This is a genomic window from Nocardia sp. NPDC056541, from assembly GCF_042794235.1.
Taxonomy (GTDB): domain Bacteria; phylum Actinomycetota; class Actinomycetes; order Mycobacteriales; family Mycobacteriaceae; genus Nocardia.
Genome location: NZ_JBHTUD010000009.1, coordinates 1 through 15,024 on the forward strand (window position 1 = coordinate 1; position 15,024 = coordinate 15,024).

General features: G+C 66.9%; 17 protein-coding genes. 8 read left to right on the plus strand and 9 right to left on the minus strand.

Translation table 11 applies throughout. The annotated features are described in order from the left end of the window. Positions 1-107: 107 nt before the first annotated feature. Entirely contained in the window at positions 108-1,835 is a 1,728-nt protein-coding gene (locus ACFQ9R_RS17050) for a GMC oxidoreductase (RefSeq protein ID WP_378991642.1), read from the minus strand. 99 nt (positions 1,836-1,934) lie between these two features. Here ACFQ9R_RS17050 and ACFQ9R_RS17055 point away from each other — a divergent pair, with 99 nt between their 5' ends. The 4 genes from ACFQ9R_RS17055 (at position 1,935) to ACFQ9R_RS17070 (ending at position 5,194) form a co-directional block, all read left to right on the plus strand. After that, positions 1,935-2,648: a MerR family transcriptional regulator gene (locus tag ACFQ9R_RS17055; RefSeq protein ID WP_378991643.1), complete on the plus strand. Its 714-nt coding sequence runs from the start codon at positions 1,935-1,937 to the stop codon at positions 2,646-2,648. Positions 2,649-2,655: 7 nt separating this feature from the next. After that, on the plus strand, positions 2,656-3,396 hold the full coding sequence (locus ACFQ9R_RS17060; protein WP_378991644.1) for a TetR/AcrR family transcriptional regulator: 741 nt from the start codon (positions 2,656-2,658) through the stop codon (positions 3,394-3,396). 84 nt (positions 3,397-3,480) lie between these two features. Further along, positions 3,481-4,074 (plus strand): hypothetical protein, encoded by a 594-nt coding sequence (locus tag ACFQ9R_RS17065; RefSeq protein ID WP_378991646.1) that lies wholly within the window; start codon positions 3,481-3,483, stop codon positions 4,072-4,074. Positions 4,075-4,195: 121 nt separating this feature from the next. Next, on the plus strand, positions 4,196-5,194 hold the full coding sequence (locus ACFQ9R_RS17070; protein WP_378991648.1) for a diiron oxygenase: 999 nt from the start codon (positions 4,196-4,198) through the stop codon (positions 5,192-5,194). Between the two features lie 18 nt (positions 5,195-5,212). Here the strand turns inward: ACFQ9R_RS17070 and ACFQ9R_RS17075 are convergent, their stop codons facing one another. From ACFQ9R_RS17075 to ACFQ9R_RS17085, 3 genes are all read right to left on the minus strand, one after another. After that, positions 5,213-5,935, minus strand: a complete 723-nt coding sequence (locus ACFQ9R_RS17075) for a TetR/AcrR family transcriptional regulator (RefSeq protein ID WP_378991650.1) — start codon at positions 5,933-5,935, stop codon at positions 5,213-5,215. 38 nt (positions 5,936-5,973) lie between these two features. Next, on the minus strand, positions 5,974-7,296 hold the full coding sequence (locus tag ACFQ9R_RS17080) for a family 1 glycosylhydrolase (RefSeq protein WP_378991651.1): 1,323 nt from the start codon (positions 7,294-7,296) through the stop codon (positions 5,974-5,976). A 237-nt stretch (positions 7,297-7,533) separates the two neighbouring features. Then, positions 7,534-8,079, minus strand: a complete 546-nt coding sequence (locus ACFQ9R_RS17085; protein WP_378991652.1) for a nitroreductase/quinone reductase family protein — start codon at positions 8,077-8,079, stop codon at positions 7,534-7,536. Between the two features lie 110 nt (positions 8,080-8,189). On the opposite strand from ACFQ9R_RS17085, the gene ACFQ9R_RS17090 reads away from it, so the two are divergent. Next, positions 8,190-8,672: a nitroreductase family deazaflavin-dependent oxidoreductase gene (locus tag ACFQ9R_RS17090; protein ID WP_378991654.1), complete on the plus strand. Its 483-nt coding sequence runs from the start codon at positions 8,190-8,192 to the stop codon at positions 8,670-8,672. A 79-nt stretch (positions 8,673-8,751) separates the two neighbouring features. Here the strand turns inward: ACFQ9R_RS17090 and ACFQ9R_RS17095 are convergent, their stop codons facing one another. Continuing rightward, positions 8,752-9,954: a site-specific integrase gene (locus ACFQ9R_RS17095; protein ID WP_378991656.1), complete on the minus strand. Its 1,203-nt coding sequence runs from the start codon at positions 9,952-9,954 to the stop codon at positions 8,752-8,754. A gap of 76 nt (positions 9,955-10,030) precedes the next feature. Further along, the gene (locus ACFQ9R_RS17100) at positions 10,031-10,270 is read right to left on the minus strand and encodes a hypothetical protein (protein WP_378991658.1); all 240 of its coding nucleotides are present in this window, start codon (positions 10,268-10,270) and stop codon (positions 10,031-10,033) included. A gap of 129 nt (positions 10,271-10,399) precedes the next feature. On the opposite strand from ACFQ9R_RS17100, the gene ACFQ9R_RS17105 reads away from it, so the two are divergent. Beyond that, the gene (locus tag ACFQ9R_RS17105; RefSeq protein ID WP_378991659.1) at positions 10,400-10,951 is read left to right on the plus strand and encodes a hypothetical protein; all 552 of its coding nucleotides are present in this window, start codon (positions 10,400-10,402) and stop codon (positions 10,949-10,951) included. A gap of 18 nt (positions 10,952-10,969) precedes the next feature. Here the strand turns inward: ACFQ9R_RS17105 and ACFQ9R_RS17110 are convergent, their stop codons facing one another. Continuing rightward, entirely contained in the window at positions 10,970-11,668 is a 699-nt protein-coding gene (locus tag ACFQ9R_RS17110; protein WP_378991660.1) for a winged helix-turn-helix transcriptional regulator, read from the minus strand. A 117-nt stretch (positions 11,669-11,785) separates the two neighbouring features. On the opposite strand from ACFQ9R_RS17110, the gene ACFQ9R_RS17115 reads away from it, so the two are divergent. Then, positions 11,786-12,907, plus strand: coding sequence for an acyl-CoA dehydrogenase family protein (locus ACFQ9R_RS17115; protein WP_378991662.1), 1,122 nt, complete (start codon positions 11,786-11,788; stop codon positions 12,905-12,907). Positions 12,908-12,942: 35 nt separating this feature from the next. Here ACFQ9R_RS17115 and ACFQ9R_RS17120 read toward each other — a convergent pair whose 3' ends face one another. Further along, complete coding sequence (locus tag ACFQ9R_RS17120) at positions 12,943-13,383, minus strand: hypothetical protein (RefSeq protein ID WP_378991663.1); 441 nt, start codon at positions 13,381-13,383, stop codon at positions 12,943-12,945. A gap of 309 nt (positions 13,384-13,692) precedes the next feature. Between ACFQ9R_RS17120 and ACFQ9R_RS17125 the strand changes: the two genes are divergently transcribed. Continuing rightward, positions 13,693-14,406, plus strand: coding sequence for a hypothetical protein (locus ACFQ9R_RS17125; RefSeq protein WP_378991664.1), 714 nt, complete (start codon positions 13,693-13,695; stop codon positions 14,404-14,406). 14 nt (positions 14,407-14,420) lie between these two features. Here the strand turns inward: ACFQ9R_RS17125 and ACFQ9R_RS17130 are convergent, their stop codons facing one another. Continuing rightward, complete coding sequence (locus tag ACFQ9R_RS17130; protein WP_378991665.1) at positions 14,421-15,008, minus strand: TetR/AcrR family transcriptional regulator; 588 nt, start codon at positions 15,006-15,008, stop codon at positions 14,421-14,423. Between the last annotated feature and the right edge of the window lie 16 nt (positions 15,009-15,024).

Sequence of the window (15,024 nt, forward strand, 5' to 3'; positions counted from 1 at the left end):
TTTTTTTTTTAATCTTACCAATCTTATACCCTTTCCTGAATCCCAAATCGCCCGCCCCCGGGGGGGGGTGTTCCACCCCGCCCCCCCCGGGGCCGGGTTCGTTCGAATCAGCCCGCGGTCTTCTCCGAGCTGCGGATCTCGACGATCGGCAGGACCAGGGCGGCAGGTGCGCCCGCGGGCACGACCGGCTGGTTGGGGCGGACCGGGGCGATCTTGGTGTAGCCGGCGTCCTGTTCGGGGCGGGTGTCGAGTTCGCCCTTGTTCGGCCAGTAGGCGGCTGCGCGCTCGGCCTGCGCGGTGATGGTGAGCGACGGGTTCACGCCGAGGTTGGCCGACACGGCGGCTCCGTCGACGACGCTGAGCGTCGGGTAGCCGTACACGCGGTGGTAGGCGTCGATCACGCCGTGCTCACGGTCGGCGCCGATCGCCGCGCCGCCGAGGAAGTGCGCGGTCATCGGCACATTGAACACATCACCCCAGGTACCACCGGCGACGCCGCCGATCTTCTCCGCGACCCGGCGGGTCACATCGTTGCCCGCCGGGATCCAGGTCGGGTTCGGTTGTCCGTGGCCCTGTTTGGAGGTCAGCTTGCGGCCACCGAACAGTCCGCGCTTGGTGTAGGTGGTGATCGAGTTGTCCAGGTGCTGCATGACGAGGGAGATGATCGTGCGCTCGCTCCAGTTCTTCACACTCATGAAGCGCAGGAAGATCAGGGGGTTGGACAGCACGAGGCCCAGGAACCGCAGCCACCGCGGCACCCGCCCGCCGCCGTCGACCATGAGCGTTTGCAGCATGCCCATCGAGTTCGAGCCTTTGCCGTAGCGCACCGGCTCGACGTGGGTGTCGGGGGTGGGGTGGATCGACGAGGTGATCGCGACGCCCTTGGTGAAGTCCTGGTCGGGCCCGAGCGTCTTGGTCGCGGCACCGACGATCGACTCGGAGTTCGTGCGGGTGAGCAGGCCGAGCTTGTCCGAGAGGTTCGGCAGCGCACCTTCGTCGCGCATCGCGTGCAGCAACTTCTGCGTGCCGAGCGTGCCCGCCGCGAGCACGACATGCTTGGCGGTCACGGTCTTGGGCGCCTTGCGCACCCAGGCGCCGGTGCGCTCGGTGGCCACATCCCAGGTGCCGTCGGGCAGCGGTCGCAGCGACGACACCGTGGTCATCGGAATGACCTGTGCGCCGGCCTGTTCCGCGAGATAGAGGTAGTTCTTCACCAGGGTGTTCTTGGCGCCGAACTTACAGCCGACCATGCAGTCGCCGCATTCCACGCAGCCGGTGCGCTCGGGGCCGGCACCACCGAAGTAGGGGTCGGCCTCGGTCTTGCCTGGCGTACCGAAGAACACCCCGACGGGTGTCTGCACGAACGTCTCGCCCACACCCATGTCCTCGGCGACGGCCTTGAAGATCTCGTCGGCGGGAGTCATGTGGGGATTCGTCACCACACCGAGCATTTTCTTCGCTTGCTCGTAATAGGGAGTGAGCTCGCTGCGCCAGTCGGTGATCTCGCGCCACTGCGGGTCCTGGAAGAACGGCTCCGGCGGCACGTAGAGAGTGTTGGCGTAGTTCAGCGAGCCACCGCCGACGCCGGCGCCGCCCAGGATCAGGACGTCGCGCAGCGGGTGGATGCGCTGGATGCCGTAGCAGCCGAGCTTCGGCGCCCACACGAATTTGCGCAGGTCCCAGCTGGTCTTGGGTAGTTCGTCATCGGCGAAGCGGCGACCGGCTTCGATGACGCCGACCTTGTAGCCCTTCTCCACCAGCCGCAGTGCGGTGACACTGCCACCGAAGCCGGAACCGACGATCAGAACGTCGAAATCGGTGGTGCGCTCGGGCATGGGGGAGCTCCTCGATCGGTGTCGACAGTGACGCGGGTAACGCTAATGGCGACAGCCAGAGCTGTCAACGTTGGCTCCGAGCCCACCTATGCTGGTCGGGTGGCCCGATACACCCGAGCGGAACTCGCCGACGTCAGCGGCGTGGCGTCGCGCACCATCCGCTACTACCACTCGCTCGGCGTGCTGCCGAAACCCGGCCGAGCGGGCAAGGAAGTCGTCTACACCGACGAGCACTTGGACCGGCTGCGCGACATCGTCGCCATGCAGGCACGCGGGCTGCGGCTGGACGCCATCCGTGAGGTATTCGACACCGAACCGCAGGCAGGCGACTGGCGCACGCTGTTCGATCCGCGCGCGGGACAGTCGATCGAACGCTCGTCCTACCTCGACGATGCCGAACTCGCCGCGATGCTGGGGGAGCGTGGCACCGATGTGCTCACCGAACTCGCCGCGGCGGGGTACCTGGAACGACGCGGCCACCGATGGTTCGTCGCGGACCGCACGATGCTCAAGGCCGCACTGGTCCTCTACGACGTGGGTATCGACGTCACGCTCAGCGGGGTCTTGCGGACGCTGATCCAGTCGCGCATCGCCGATCTCGCCGACGAGGTGGTCGGCACGGTGCGCGATGCCTCGGGCACCGGGTACGGCGGTGAAGGGGTGGGCGTGGACCTGAGCCGCTTCCGCGACCGATTGCTGGCGACGGCCTGGGCGGTCGGCGGCGCGACCTTGGCCGCCGAGATCGAACGCGCCGCCGCCGAGGACGACACGGCCGGACGCCGGGATCCGGCCCGCGCCGTGAGTGGGCGATGATCGGACGATGAGCTCCGACCAGCCGGGTCCGCGCGCACTGGCCCGCGCGCAGACGATCGCCGACATCAAACGCATCGGCCGCGAGCATCTGGCCACGCAGGGTGCGGCGGCGTTGTCGTTGCGCGCGGTTGCCCGCGATCTGGGCGTGGTGTCGTCGGCGGTGTACCGGTATGTCCGCAGCCGCGAAGAACTGCTGACCATGCTGGTGGTCGACGGCTACAACGCACTGGGCGACGCGGTGGACGCGGCCCTGCTCGACGCACCCGACGACCCCGCGACCCGCTTCCGGGTCGCCGCGCGAGCGGTACGGGGGTGGGCGCTGGCCGAACCCGCCTGGTACGGCCTGCTCTTCGGTACCCCCGTCCCCGGCTATGCCGCACCGGCGGCCGACACGGAAGCGCCGGGCGTGCGCGTGATCGCGATTCTGCTGGGCATCGTCGATGGTGCCTACCGACTGGGTCAGCTCAACGGCCCCGTGCTCGAGCCCGCGATCTCTTCGCGGACGGCTGCCGATTTCGCGACGATCCGCGAGCAGTTCGGCCTCGCCGCCCCCGATCGGGTGATCGCGTCCGCCCTCACCGCGTGGACCACGCTCTTCGGTGCCGTGAACTTCGACGTGTTCGACATGTACGGGCGCGACACCTTCGCTGATCGGGCGGAGATCTTCGACCTGAACATCGACCAGCTTCTGCTTCTGCTGGGCTTCGTCGTGCCGCGCCCGGATCATGTGGACCGGTCGGTACGGTAGCGAATTGAAGAGTTCCCGCGGTATGTGGGGAGAGGGAATGTGTGAACGGCGACATCGGCGTCGCCAACGAAGGAGAGTGCCCGAGTGAATTCTCGCGAGGAGATCTTGCGCCGAGTCCGTGACGGGCTGCTCGACCTGCCCGAGGACGAGCGCCGGGTACCCATGCGTCGATCCGCGGGCAGGCACGCGATCGTGGATCCGACCGAGCGGGCCGAGGTGCTCGAGCGGTTCGTCGACCGATTGCGCGAGTACGGATCGCTGGTGCGCACCGTCGATGTAGCGGGCCTGCCCGCCGCGGTCGCCGACGTCCTCTACGGCATGAGCGTGCAGACAGTGCTCGCCGCGGTCGAGCCGGGCCCGGCGTGGCTGGATCACTGGGCCGGCGCGCCGGGTCATCAGGTCGTGCACAGCGGTTCGGATTCGGTCGAGTCCGGTGACGCGGTGGTTCGCGATGCGGTGGCAGGCGACGCCTCGACCGGTTCGCTGGCACTCGATGTCGATGGTGGACCCGCTGTCTCTGAGTCCGTGCCCCAGGTCTGCGTCGTGCGCGCCGATCGCGTTTTCGTATCCCTGCCCGAAGCGCTGGACCATCTCGATCAACGTCGCCCACTGATCTGGCTCGGTGGTCCCGGTGATGTCGAGCTGGCTCGTCAGTTGGTGGTGCTGCTCGTCGAGTAGGCGGGGAGAAAACGTTATCGCGCCAGGGTTGTGTGGGACTGACGGTCTCAGTTATTCTCGGGGAACGGTGTGACGGCGATAACAGTGCCGTGCGCGCCGGACGCGAACCGAGGAGGCACCGATGACGCTGACCGAATCGAGCCGTGGCGGACCCATCACCGAGGAGTACCGAGAGGCGCTGGCAACCCTGTCACAGGGTTCTGTCGACCGTCATTTCGATCCCTACCTCGATATCGACTGGGATTCACCCGAGCTCGCCCTTGACCCGAACGACGTGCGGTGGGTCCTCTCGCCGGAGATCGACCCGCTCGGCGCTACGCAGTGGTACCGCGATCAACCGCTGGACCGGCGCATCGAGATCGGCAAATGGCGCACAGCCAATTCGATCAAGGTCGGCGCCGCCTTCGAGAGCATCCTGATCCGCGGCATGATGCAATACATCATGAAGCTGCCGAACGGGTCGCCCGAGTTCCGGTACTGCTTGCACGAGATGACCGAAGAGTGCAACCACATCCAGATGTTCCAGGAGCTGGTCAACCGCATCGACGTCGACGTGCCCGGCATGCGGCCGATGTTTCGCGCGTTGTCGCCGCTGATCGGTGTGGCGGGCGGCTACGCCCACACGATCCTGTTCATCGGCATCCTCGGCGGCGAGGAACCGATCGATCACTACCAGAAGGCCGTCATCCGCGCGGGCGCGACGATGCCGCCGATGGTGTTGCGCACCATGGAGATCCATATCGCCGAGGAAGCGCGTCACATCTCCTTCGCCGGTGACTTCCTCACCGCGCACATCGGGCGGATGGGCAAGTTCAATCGCGGCGTCTGCTCGGTGGCCTTCCCGATCGCGATGCGCTGGCTGGCCAACGAGATCATGGCGCCGCCGCGGTCGTTCGAGCGCGAGTTCGACATTCCGCGCGAGGTCATCGAGCAGGCGTTCTGGAAGTCGGAGCATTCCCAGCAGATCCTGTCGGGCTACTTCGGCGATATGCGCAAACTGGCCAATGACCTCGGTCTGATGAACCCGACCGCCAAGTGGCTGTGGCGCAAGTTCGGTATCGACGGGCCGGCGTCGCGCTACCGCAGCGAGCCAGAGCGCAGCGCGCGCCGCGCCGCGTGAGCGGATCCCGGCGGCGATTCAGTTGCCGGCGACGCGTTGGGTGATGATCTCGGTGAGTTGCTGATCGGGATCGAGGTTCAGGCCGTGGCGGCGGGCGACGCCGTCGACCACGTGCCAGGCGTAGGAGGCGACTTCCTCGATGAGCTGATCCCTGGTGAGGGCGGGCTCGGGGTCGTTGGCCCAGCGGGTGACGGTGGCCTCGGTCATCGACACGATGGCGAAGGTCATCGTGTCGGCCGAGGCTTCGTCGGTCACGCCGACCACCCCGGCCAGGCCGGTGACCAGAGCCCGGGTCGACCCCGCGATAGTGGCGATCAGCGCGCTCATCGCGTCGATATCGGGATCGGCCTCCGACGGCCCGGTCCGCAGGAACTCGTGTAATCGGGGGTGATCCTGGATCCAGGTGACGACGCCGCCGATCGTGCGCACCAGGATTTCGTGGATGGAGCCCTCGGCGATGTCGAGCGCGTCCTCGATGTCGGCGACGAAACGGTCGGCGATCTCGCTCCTGATCCGGCGATCCAGCTCGTCGCGACCGGCGAACTGCCGGTAGACCACCGATTTCGCGAGCCCCGCGTGCTCGGCGATCTGGATGATCGGCACCTCGACGCCGGCGGGCGCCTGTTCGATCAGCTCGACCGCGGCCAGCACGATCCGCTCCCGGCGGCTGTCGTTGTGCGGCTGCCATCGGGCTTGCCTGCCGCTCACGGCGCTGGAGGGGCGTGACGCTGTGCTCGACACCCGCCCGAGTGTAGAGCAAACGTTGACGCTTCAAACCCCTACCGGGGGACCGACACCGGATCGGTGCAACTGGCGAGTCCGTCGACGAGCGAGCACGCAGCGACGGGGCGCGTCGGCCGGTAGTCGGGGCCGACGCCTCCCGCCGTGGTGATCGCCCGGTAGGCCGCGACCGCGTCGGTCGGTGTGCGGGTCAGCGTCGGGTCGGTGAGCACGTCGACGGTGTATAGGCCGAAACGTGGTGTGTAGGAGCCCCATTCGTAGTTGTCGGTCAGGCTCCAGTAGTTGTAGCCCATCACCGGGATGCCGTCGGCGGCGGCGCGCTGCAGCCAGTAGACGGTGTCGCGGAGCGAATCCGCGCGGGTGTAGCCGTCGGCGCGCGGGCGGCCGTTCTCGGTGGGGATGCCGTTTTCGACGATGTAGAGCGGGCGGCCGGGGAACTTCCGCGCGTAGTGGTCGAGCGCGTAGTAGATGCCTTCGGGTTGCAGCGGAATCGTCCAGAGGCGGTCGGGATCGGGGACTTGCAGCTGTGCGGGGGAGAAGCCGTAGTAATAGTCGATGCCGATGTAGTCCAGGCGGGCGGAGATCCGGTCGAGCAGGGGTCCGCTGACCGCGTCGTCGACGCTGGGGATGTAGGCGACGTTGCTGGTCACCTGAGCGCCGGGGTGTACGGCGTGGATGTAGTCGTAGATACTGTTGTGGGCCTGGGTGATTCGTTCACCCATCGTCAGTACGTCGGCCGCGCCGATGCCGCCGTGCCGCAGATCGTTGACCAGATAGAACGTGGGCTCGTTGAACGTCACCCACAACGGGTCGGTGCCGGCGTACCGGTCGACGACGCGGCGGGCGTTGGACAGCCAGTTCGCCACGATCTCCGGATCGCGCCAGCCGCCGCGGTCGGCTGCCCAGCCCGGGTACACCCAGTGGTCGAGGGTCAGCATCGGCCGCATTCCGGCCTCGGTGATGGCCGCGATGACATCGTCGTAGAACGCGAGCGCCGCCTCGTCCCAGATTCCGGGTTGCGGTTGAACCCGGGCCCACTCGATGCCGATGCGGTACACCCGCACACCGAGTTTCGCGGCAAGGGCGATGTCGGAGCGGTATCGAGTGCGGAAGTCCACCGAGTTCAGGTAGGGGTCGGCCGTGCTCCCCGATTCGACATAGCGGCGCCAATTGCTGTCCGGCGCATCACCTTCGGCCTGAAAGCCGGAAGCTGCCACGCCCCACAGGAATTCGGGTCCGAGGGGCGCCAGGTGGGCCGGTGCGGGTGGTCGGGCGAGAGCGGGGGAGGGGCCGGTTGTGAGCAGGGCCGAAGCGGCCACAGCGAACGTAGCGAGGATGCGTCGACCACTGGGGGAGGGCATGGCACTCCTGGCGGGCTAGGGGAGGGGAGTGAGATCAGTGTGCGACATCGAGGGGAACAGTGCGGGGAATTAAGGCGGAGCGGCGAGGCTGGAACTTGTCACAATAATTACATGTGGTTACGTAGATATGCGCATCTACATATGTATGACCTCATCATGACCCCAAACATCGCTCAATTCACGACATGTTCGAAAGAAGAGGTGAACTCACCAGCACAGACAGAGGAGGGGCTTCCGTTAGACCGCGAGGTCTACGGCTACCGCACGACCGGTGTCGAACCAGTACTCGTGCAGCCGCCGGATCTTTGCCCGTGAGGGCATACCGCGCAGGTGAAGCGTGCATTCGCCGAAGTCGACCAGCAAGACGGTGTCGCACAGCAGAGCGCGCGCGGTGGCGAGTTCGGCCGGGTCAGTGATCTCCCTGGCAATTCCGCTGTGGGTGCCGTCGGGCAGCTTCACGGTGACGTGCGGATCGGCGCGGACGTTGAGCAGCCAGGAATTGACCGCGCCGGGCTGCTCAACCGTCACGTGCGGCGGCATCAACTGGACCAGGTACGCGCGATCGCCGTCGCGCAGGATCCGGACGCACTTCGGGCGAGCAAGACCGGACTTGCGCCCCGTGGTGGTCAGAATCCCGTACCCACGCGGTGTGCGGAGGCGGAAGAACGGCAGCATGCCCGCGCTGAGCAGCTTGCCGTCGCGAGGGCCGCGAACGAGCCGCCCGTGTTTGCCGATTTCGGCCTGCGCCGCGGTGCGCCGGGCTTCGTTTCGGGCCTCGTCCATGCCCCTATGGTCCGCCTGCGGTGATCGGCCGTCCAGCGCACCGAGTGAGTTGGCTCTCAGCACACCGTCGTGAGTGGGCGAACCGGGTTCGCTCGAGCCAGGATTCGGGGATGGTTTGGAATCCCTTGCCGGGCTTTGCGCGCGTGTTCGCGTCGCAGCCCTGGGTGATGCGTGGCGCCGGCGTTGTTCTGCCGACCGAGCGGCTGTTGCGCAGGCTCAGCGGCGGTCGGTGGGGTGTGCTCGATCTGGCCGGGCTCCCGTCGATCGAGATCACGGTGGTCGGGCGCAAGTCGGGACAGCCGCGCACCACCTCGCTGCTGTGTGTGCCCGACGGCGACGGCTTCTATCTGGTGGGCTCGAACTGGGGCAAGCCGGAGCATCCGGCCTGGTCGGCGAACCTGCGCGCGGCCCGCACGGCATCGGCGCGCTTCGACGGCAGCTCCGCGTTCCCGGTGTCGGTCACCGAGATCGCCGGTGTCGAGCGTAAGCGGGTGTGGGACCAGGCCGTGGAATTCTGGCCGGGCTACGAGATGGAGTTCCAGCGCTCGGGAGGTCGCGAGTTCCGCATCTTCCGACTCGACCGGATCGTCTGATCAGAGGGCATTGTCGGTGGCTCGCGAGCTTCGATCGCGTTTGCGGCACTGACGGCCGATTGTCGCCGCACGGGCTGGTTCAGAGGCCGAGTTTGGTGACGGCGTTGTCTTCGAGCGGATTCGCGGTGCGGATGTAGCCGTGGACGGTGCGGGGGTTGGCCCAGCGGCCTTGGCGCATGATCTCGCGGTCGCTGGCGCCGCCGAGGGCGGCCTGGGTGGCGAAGCCCGCGCGCAGGGAATGCCCGGAGAACAGGTCGGGGTCGAGGCCCGCGCGAGCCGCGTAGCGCTTGACCAGTTCGGCCACGGCCCGGCCGGACAGCGCGGTGGCACCGATCGAGCCGTGCCGGTTGATGGTGGGGAACAGCGCGCGGTCGGTGTCGGTGCTGAGCCGGGTTCCGGTGAAGCCGTGGCAGCGGTGGATCGCGGGGTCGGCGGCGAGGTTGTTCGCTGTCCAGGATCGTGTGCCCTCGTCGCCGGTGTCGGCGTGGACTTCCAGCAGGCGGACCCAGTCGGCGAACGCACAGATCGGGCAGGTGCGTGGGTGTTTGCCGCGGGGTAGGGCGATGCGCTGTTCGGCGACGCCGGTCGGGTCGGTCTTGGTTGTCGGCAGGTGCACGACGAGCAGCGGTTCGCCGGTGGTGTGGTCGGTGCGTACGTGTACGTCGCTGATGCGCAGGCCCGCGAGTTCGCTGCGCCGCAGTGCGCCGGCGAAGCCGACCAGCAACGCCAGACCGTCTCGGCGGCGCGCGGGCTCAGTGGGCCAGGCGGGTGCGGGGAGTTCGGCGAGAAGTTGGTCGAGGGTGTGCAGCAGGACCGGTCGTTTCCGGGTCGGCGGGGTGCGACGGGTGCGGCGGATGCCGCGCAGGGTGAGTCGCACGACGTCGGAGCGGGTCGGTGAGGGGAGTCCGTTGGCGGCGTGGACTGCGGCGATGGCGGCGGACTTGCGATCCAGGGTGGCCGGGCTGAACGCCCACGTGCCGATTTCTCGTCGGGCGTCGGCGGAGGCGGCCAGGTAGACGGCTACGTCGAGTGGGTCGGCGGGCAGGGCCTGTCGGTGTTCGGCCGCGCACCAGCCTGCCCAGGCGATCCAGTCGGTCCGGTAGGCGCGCAGAGTGTTCGCCGATTGGGACGCTTCGAGGTAGCGGCGCAGTGCGCCTGCCTGGGTGTCGTCGAAGCGTTCGCGGACCAGGCGCAGGGCTGCGGTGTCGACGAGGACGCTGCGCACTCCTCGGCGCAGTTCGGTGCGGACCTGCTCGGGAAGCACCACCGATGCGTCGCTCAAGCTCGCCACTCCTCCGCGTGAATCGCCTCTGCCGCCGATGGTTGCCGGTGTCGCAGCTTATGTCATCGGCGTGCGGTCACTGCATCTCTTCGAGTTCGGCGAGCTGGGTGTGGATGTAGGCCGCGAGGCGGTGGCGGGCAGCGCCGGTGAGGAAGCTGGTATCGCCCAGGCGCGGGAAGTGGTCGTCGACCTCCCGATCAGGCGCCGAGGCGGTCTCGGGAGCTTCGCTGACCAGTTCGAGACGGGCCGGATGCTGTTGGGGCAGAGGTACATTCGGTTCGTACGGCTCTGAGGTTACTGCTCCGGTACGCACCATGGTCGAATCCTAACGTTTTGATTACGGCGGCTGCCAACATGACGTGGCAAGTAGTGATTACCGCCACGTTTTGTTCCATATAGTTCATGACACCCGGTCGGAGCCCGCGCCGGCCGACATCATGGACCGATGCAGGTGGTCATCGCCGACACGGAAATCCGGTTCGTCGACTACCCTTTCGCGGGCGCGTCGGTGTATCCCGACGGCGTGATCGCGGTATTCGCGATCGGCGAAGCCGATCCGGGCGCGATACGCCCATATCTGCGCACCGTCACCGGTGAGACGCTGTTCGTGCACGCTGAGCATCGTCGCGGGCTGGACGATTTCTGCCGACGCAACGCGATCGCGATCCATCGACGTCTCGATATCTGGGCTGATCTGCTCGAGCCGTTCCTCGACACCTGGTTCGATGCCGAGGACCAGCGGGCGACCGAAGCACGGTTGCACGGGGTGGGACTGGAGTCGAAGGAGATCGCCGAGATCCGTGGGCGCGTCGAACGGGCGATGATGTCCTACAACTTCGACAGCATGCTGTGGGAGTGGGTCTATCTGGGCCTGTACGACTTGCTGTCAGCGGCGAACGGCGTCCTCGTGCGGCCTGAATCGCAGGCGACGCTGGGAGATCCGGTAGAGCTGTACCACTGGGCGATGAGCATCGCCGGGCGAGCCGGATCCACCTGAACGGCAAGACCTTTCGGCTCATGAGGCGCGTGCTTGCGGATCGGGGCGCGCAGTTGCCGCGACATATCCGGCCACCGGACTCAACCGCAACACCGCGGGCATGCGGCGGGTCAGCGCGGGCGGGCCGGTGAAGGTGATCCGCCCGATGCGTTGCGCGTGGGTGAGCGGCATGCGCCCCAACCACACTTCGTAGAGCCCAGCGACATCCGCGCTGATCGTGACGTCGACGGGATAGCCCGGATCGGTCTCACACACCGAGGGCACCGCGCCTTCGACCACGATCCAGAAGCGACGAACGTCGTCGGTGAACCGGACGTGCAGCACCTGCCGTCGGCCCGGCAGTATGGAGGTGTCGACGCGTGTGTGCATCCACCACACGAGCAGGGCGGCGTCGAGTTCTTCCTCCTGTGGCGCGCCGAAGGTCCAGCGTGCGCCCCATTCGCCGAGGCCGAACAGAATGGGCTCGAGCTGGCTGCCTGCTTCGGTGAGCAGGTGTTCGGTGCCGAGTTTCTCGATGAGTCCGGCCCGTTCGAACTGGCGCAGGCGTTTGGCGAGCAGGCTGCGCGACAGGCCCGGCAGGCCGCGGGCGAGGTCGTTGAAGCGGGTGGTGCCGAGGAACAGGTCGCGCAGGATGAGCAACGACCAGCGTTCGCCGAGCACGTCGAGAGCACGCGAGATCGGACAGTACTGGCCATAGCCTGCGGTCGTGATTGTCATGGGCACCTCAGCGGTCGGCAATTGCTCCTCCGTCGCACCGACGGGGTCCACTTTCTGGACCGGGAGAGTCCACTTTCTGGACTATCTGGTTATCGCGGCGCTTTCTAACTTCGAAACATGACTTCCACAATTTCTGACACCACGTCCAGCACCGACCGGGTATCGGTGGCCCGCGAGATCGGTGAAACCTTGCGTCTCGAGGTCCCTGAGCGGGACCGCACCGGCGAAATCTCTGTCGCCGCGTTCGATCGATTGCGAGCGAGCGGACTCTCCGCGGCGCTCGTGCCGGTCGAGTTCGGCGGTGGGGGCGCCTCTCATCGGGAGATGGGGGAGATCCTGCGCGAACTCGGCAGGCACGATCCGTCGACGGCGGTCGCGTTCGCGATGCACTCACACCTGGTGGCCGCGCAGGTGTGGCGGCACAACCATGGGGTGGACGCTTCGGCGGTGTTCGCGAAGGTGGCCGGCGGTGCGATTCTGGTCAGTACCGGCGCCTCGGATTGGGTCGATTCCAACGGGCAGGCGGTGCGCGTCGAGGGTGGGTATCGGGTGAGTGCGCGTAAGGCGCCCGCGAGTGGGTGTGAGGTGGGCGATGTGCTCGTCACCAGTGTCCGCTGCGACGGTGAGGTGCTGCATTTCGCGATCCCGTTGGCCGCCGCGGGCGTGAGCATCGACAAGACCTGGGATTCGTTCGGTTTGCGGGCGAGTGGGTCGCACACGGTCGTGCTCGACGAGGTGTTCGTGCCCGATGCCGCGATCTCGATGACTCGCCCGGCGGGTCCGTGGCCGCCGGTGCTGAATGTGGTGATCGGTGCGGCGCTTCCGCTGGTGCTGGCCGCCTATCTCGGTGTCGCGGACGCTGCTGTCGAGCTCACCGCGCGTCTGCTGGAAGGCCGTTCCGACGCCCACACGGTCCAGTCGGCAGGTGAGATGCTCAACGCCTACACCACCGCCGAGGACCTCGTCACCGCCATGTTCACCGCCTCGGAGAACCTGAGCTTCCCCAACACCGATGCCTACGCCGCGCGCACCCTCAGCCGCAAGACCGTCGCGGCCGACGCGCTCATCACCACCGTCCGCCTGGCGATCGAAACCACCGGCGGCGCAGGCTATTCCCGCGCCTGCGACCTCGAACGCCTCTACCGTGACATCCACGGCTGCCAATTCCACCCACTGCCTCGCGCGAAGCAGACTCGCTTCAGCGGCCGAGTTCTGCTGGGGCACAGTCCACTCGACTGAGCGCAAGGGGTCATCCACACCGGATGACCCCTTGTCTACTGGTACAGGTGTGCGGTGACGGTCGGGTCGTTGGCCAAGACGAAGTCGACGACGTCCCAGAACTCCGGGAGGCGGGGGTGGACCAAGCCGTCCGCGCGCGAGAGCACCACGCCGTGGACGTCGTCGGCGGATCCGTCCAAGCAAGCCTGGACCAGGGTCGCCGCCGGGTACGGGTTGCTCTGGACCGGGCCGACGCGACAACCGAAAGTCACATGATCGTCTGCGGATTCGGTATCCCAGGTTCCGAGGATGACGTCGATCCAGGTGTCATGGGCCTGGTCGGTGTGGTGGTAGCTGTTGGCGAAGTACGCCGCGTAGGCGATTCCGTCGCGGGTGACCATGTTCCAGGTGCGCTCGATCGGCTCTTCGCAGCAGGGACATTCGTACCGGGCGAACTGTCGCTCATCCAGATCCGCTGCGAGCTCGGTCGGATTCATGTCAGACCGCAGATCATCACGACCGGACGCCACACCAGCATCCGAACCTCGAGCGTGCCGGCGAATTCCGTCGCCCTGACCCTCAATCGATCTTGATTCACCGCCACATGATCCGCTACAGCGGTGAAAATCTCCTACTCGAGCGAACTTCCACGTGGTTCAATCACCGGGTGATGATGTTCGCGCAACAGTGGTGGCCGCTGACCTAGCGGCTGACCGAGTTGTGCGCGGCCGCCCCGAGGGTGGCCAGATCTGTCGTGACGACATCTGTTCCGGCCCCACAGGCGGCCCTGGAACGGAAGGACGACCATGATCGACAACGACGCGTCTACGGGGATCGGAGGGTTCGGCGAGATCCTCGTCAGCTCGCGCTCCCTGCACGAGTACCGGGCGATGTTCGCGCTCACCGACGACGATCTCGGGCGCCGAATTCTGGACTGCCCGGGTGGGGCGGCCGGCTTCGCCGCCGAGGTCAGTCGACGCGGCGGTGATGTCACCGCCTGCGACGTAGCCTATTTCGACGATGGTCTCGACCGAGTGGCCGCCACCGCGGTCGCCGAAGCCGACCGCGGCAACAGATACGTCCGCGAGCACGCCGACGCCTACCGCTGGACCTTCTTCGCCGACCCCGACGAACACCACCGCGCCCGCCGCGAGTCGGCGCAACACTTCGCCACCCACACCCGCACCTCCCCCCACCACTACATCCCAGGCCGCCTGCCCACACTCCCGTTCACCGACAACACCTTCGACCTGGCCCTGAGCTCCCATCTGCTCTTCAGCTACGCCGACGACCTCGACTACACCTTCCATCACCAATCCATCATGGAACTCGCACGCGTCGCCACCACCGAGATCCGGCTGTTTCCCCTGACTCCCATCGGTTCGTCGGAGCGCTACCCGCAGCTCGAGAAGTTGCTCGCCGATCTGGCCGAATCAGGTATCAGCAGCCGAATCGCGAAGGTCGACTACGAATTTCAGGCGGGCGCCAACGAGATGCTGGTCTGCCAGGTGCCGAGGTAGTCGGCGGGCTCGTGTCATCGCTGTGCTGTGACGGCTTGCAGGACGGTGCCGAACAGGTCTGCGGGCACGACACCGGGTTCGGTGAATTCCTCTATCGAGAGCCCGCTGTTGAGTGCCAGCACCAGGACCGCGGTCGTGGCGGGGTCGATCTCGGTTCCGAGATCCAAGCGCTCGACCGCCGCCGCGATCGCGGCGCGGACGATACGACGGTGCTGTACGAATCTCTCGCGGACGGACTCGTCTCGGAGCGCGCGCAGCCAGTATTCGGTGAACAGCAGCTGCCAGTCTCGGTTGTCGAGCATGCCCTGCATCAGCAGATCGCCGATCGCTGTGATCGTGGGGCGAGTGGCTGCGGCGTCGGCCAGCGCGGTGACCGCCTCGATCCGTCGACTGATCTGCTGATCGAGCAGCGCGAAGAACAAGTCGTCTTTGGAACCGAAGTTGGAGTAGACGGCGCCCTTGGTGAATCCGGCGACGTCGGCGATCGCGTCGATCGTGGTGCCGACGAACCCTTTGCCTGCGAACTCGGACAGGGCCGCGGCCAGGACTCTTTCCCGTACTTCGGCGCGAGGAGTGCGGATTCGGGGGTTGACTGTGGTCACCATGCTGACGATACTC

Bases quoted from the DNA above. Each gene is read 5' to 3' on its own strand.
- ACFQ9R_RS17090 (WP_378991654.1), top strand. From the start codon at position 8,190: ATGGTTTGGAATCCCTTGCCGGGCTTTGCGCGCGTGTTCGCGTCGCAG.
- ACFQ9R_RS17050 (WP_378991642.1), bottom strand. From the start codon at position 1,835: ATGCCCGAGCGCACCACCGATTTCGACGTTCTGATCGTCGGTTCCGGC.
- ACFQ9R_RS17070 (WP_378991648.1), top strand. From the start codon at position 4,196: ATGACGCTGACCGAATCGAGCCGTGGCGGACCCATCACCGAGGAGTAC.
- ACFQ9R_RS17085 (WP_378991652.1), bottom strand. From the start codon at position 8,079: ATGGACGAGGCCCGAAACGAAGCCCGGCGCACCGCGGCGCAGGCCGAA.
- ACFQ9R_RS17125 (WP_378991664.1), top strand. From the start codon at position 13,693: ATGATCGACAACGACGCGTCTACGGGGATCGGAGGGTTCGGCGAGATC.
- ACFQ9R_RS17080 (WP_378991651.1), bottom strand. From the start codon at position 7,296: ATGCCCTCCCCCAGTGGTCGACGCATCCTCGCTACGTTCGCTGTGGCC.
- ACFQ9R_RS17060 (WP_378991644.1), top strand. From the start codon at position 2,656: ATGAGCTCCGACCAGCCGGGTCCGCGCGCACTGGCCCGCGCGCAGACG.
- ACFQ9R_RS17110 (WP_378991660.1), bottom strand. From the start codon at position 11,668: ATGACAATCACGACCGCAGGCTATGGCCAGTACTGTCCGATCTCGCGT.
- ACFQ9R_RS17120 (WP_378991663.1), bottom strand. From the start codon at position 13,383: ATGAATCCGACCGAGCTCGCAGCGGATCTGGATGAGCGACAGTTCGCC.
- ACFQ9R_RS17105 (WP_378991659.1), top strand. From the start codon at position 10,400: ATGCAGGTGGTCATCGCCGACACGGAAATCCGGTTCGTCGACTACCCT.
- ACFQ9R_RS17100 (WP_378991658.1), bottom strand. From the start codon at position 10,270: ATGGTGCGTACCGGAGCAGTAACCTCAGAGCCGTACGAACCGAATGTA.
- ACFQ9R_RS17115 (WP_378991662.1), top strand. From the start codon at position 11,786: ATGACTTCCACAATTTCTGACACCACGTCCAGCACCGACCGGGTATCG.